Here is a 2,773-nt window from a genome sequence, read left to right as displayed (position 1 = left end):
AGTCGCCAGACGCTCTTTGTGCGGTATTGCCCAAGAGCTTTCTGATGAATTCCGTGGCACTATCAAAAAATCTGTGTAAAATTGTAAAAAAGTACTTGTATTTTGCTTGTTCCTATGCTATAATAAAAGTACTAACCGGACGTGAGGGGGGTATACCTGACGTTTCGGTAATCTTACTATTTTACGAAAAGGAGTTCCCTCATGAAATTTGGCTATTTTGATGACGCAAACAAAGAATACGTCATTCAGAATCCGAAGACTCCGTACCCGTGGATCAACTACCTCGGTACACAGGAGTTCTTCTCTCTGATCTCTAACACCGCAGGCGGCTATCACTTCTATAAAGATGCCCGTCTTCGCAGAATCACCCGTTACCGTTACAATAACGTACCGGTAGACATGGGCGGTCGCTACTTCTACATCAAGGACGGCGAAACCGTATGGTCGCCGGGCTGGTCGCCGGTAAAGACAGATCTGGACGCTTACACCTGCCGTCACGGCATGGGCTACACCGTGATCTCCGGTAAGAAGAACGACATCTCCGCAGAAGTGACTTTCTTCGTACCCCAGAACTACAACGGCGAGATCCAGAGTCTGGTTCTGAAGAACGAGGGCAGCGAGGCAAAGACGATCAAGCTGTTCTCCTTCATTGAATGGTGTCTGTGGAACGCACAGGACGACTCCACCAACTTCCAGAGAAACTTCAACACCGGTGAAGTGGAAATCGAAGGCTCTACCATTTTCCACAAGACCGAATATAAGGAACGCCGCAACCACTTCGCATTCTACACTGTAAACGATGCAATCGACGGTTACGACACCGATCGGGAAAGCTTCCTCGGTCTGTACAACGGCTTCGAGAATCCGCAGGTCGTTGCAGCAGGCAAGGCTTCCAACTCCGTAGCAGACGGCTGGTCGCCGGTGGCTTCCCACTATAAGGAAATCACACTGGCTCCGGGCGAATCCAAGCAGCTGATCTTCATTCTGGGTTATGTAGAAAACCCGAAGGATCAGAAGTGGAACGCTGACGGCAGCATGAACAAGTCCCGTGCATACGAGATGATCGAACAGTACAACACACCGGAAAAGGTTGCTGCTGCACTGGCTGAACTGAAGGCAATGTGGGACGCTCTGCTGTCCAAGTACAGCGTCAAGACACCGGACGACAAGATGAACCGCATGGTCAACATCTGGAACCAGTATCAGTGCATGGTTACCTTTAACATGTCCCGTTCCGCTTCTTACTTCGAAAGCGGTATCGGCCGTGGTATGGGCTTCCGTGACTCCAATCAGGACCTGCTGGGCTTCGTACACCAGATTCCGGACAGAGCAAGGGAGCGTCTGATCGATCTGGCTTCCACACAGCTGGAAGACGGCGGCTGCTATCACCAGTATCAGCCTCTGACCAAGAAGGGCAACAACGAGATCGGCGGCGACTTCTCTGACGACCCGCTGTGGATGATCTTGTCTGTAGCTGCATACATCAAGGAATCCGGTGACTACTCCATTCTGGACGCTATGGTGCCGTATGACAACGACGAATCCAAGGCAAAGACCATGATGGATCATCTGGAAAAGAGCTTCTTCCATGTGGTAGAAAACGTTGGTCCTCACGGACTGCCGCTGGCAATGCGTGCAGACTGGAACGACTGCATCAACCTGTCCTGCTTCTCTGACGAGCCGGGCGAATCCTTCCAGACCTCTACTTCTCCGAAGTACGGCGAGGATAAGTATTCCAAGGTTGCAGAATCTGTCATGGTTGCTGCTCTGTTCACCTATGCAGGTCCGGAATATGTGGCAATGTGCAAGAAGAAGGGTGACGAGGCTGGTGCTGCCAAGGCACAGGCTGCCATCGACCAGATGAAGAAGAATATCATGGAATACGGCTGGGACGGCGAATGGTTCCTGCGTGCATATGATGACTTCGGCAAGAAGATGGGCTCTCACGAATGTGAAGAAGGCAAGATCTTCATCGAACCGCAGGGCTTCGCGGTTATGGGCGGCGTCGGTAAGGAAACCGGTGCAGACCTGAAGGCTCTGGAGAGCGTAGACAAGTACCTGAACTCTACACACGGTCTGGTTCTGAACCAGCCGGCATTCACCAAGTACTACATCGAATACGGTGAGATCTCTACTTATCCGGCAGGCTACAAGGAAAATGCTGGTATCTTCTGCCACAACAATGCATGGATCATCTGTGCAGAAGCATTTGTTGGTCACGGCGATAAGGCATTCGAATACTACAGCAAGATCGCTCCGGCATATCGTGAAGAAAAGTACTCCGACCTGCACCGCACCGAGCCGTATGTATACGCTCAGATGATCGCAGGTAAGGACGCAAAGCGTCACGGCGAAGCAAAGAACAGCTGGCTGACCGGTACTGCTGCATGGAACTTCGTAGCAGTTTCCCAGTACATTCTGGGTGTCATTCCGGATTGGGACGGTCTGAAGATCGATCCGTCGATCCCCCACGAATGGGACGGCTTCACCATTTCCAGACAGTTCCGCGGTGCAACCTATGATGTCACCGTCAAGAATCCGAACCACGTTTGCAAGGGCGTTGTATCGGTAACTGTAGACGGCAAGGCAATCGAGGGCAACGTACTGCCGGTATTCAGCGACGGCAAGAGCCACGCAGTAGAAGTGGTTATGGGCTAAGCTGAGTTTCCCTGAGATAATATATCCCTATTTCCTTTTCAAAAAGAGGGACTGCCATTTTTCGTGGCAGTCCCTCTTTGTTTTTAGGCAATACCGCACAAAGATTGTGCGACAG

General features: G+C 51.3%; 2 protein-coding genes. Both read left to right on the top strand.

What is annotated here, in order from left to right; translation table 11 throughout:
- A partial coding sequence (locus tag RUMCAL_RS16245; protein WP_021682100.1) for a hypothetical protein occupies nt 1–221 on the top strand: 221 nt, incomplete at its 5' end.
- The gene (locus tag RUMCAL_RS07525; RefSeq protein ID WP_021682099.1) at nt 202–2,658 is read left to right on the top strand and encodes a glycoside hydrolase family 94 protein; all 2,457 of its coding nucleotides are present in this window, start codon (nt 202–204) and stop codon (nt 2,656–2,658) included. The genes RUMCAL_RS16245 and RUMCAL_RS07525, both read left to right, overlap by 20 nt.
- Nucleotides 2,659–2,773: the final 115 nt, after the last annotated feature.

The organism is Ruminococcus callidus ATCC 27760, assembly GCF_000468015.1.
Taxonomy (GTDB): domain Bacteria; phylum Bacillota; class Clostridia; order Oscillospirales; family Ruminococcaceae; genus Ruminococcus_C; species Ruminococcus_C callidus.
Note: the sequence above shows the minus strand (reverse complement) of the source record. Positions and strands in the feature narration are given on the sequence as shown.

Coding starts and splice junctions, on each gene's coding strand:
- RUMCAL_RS07525 (WP_021682099.1), top strand. CDS start 202: ATGAAATTTGGCTATTTTGATGACGCAAACAAAGAATACGTCATTCAG.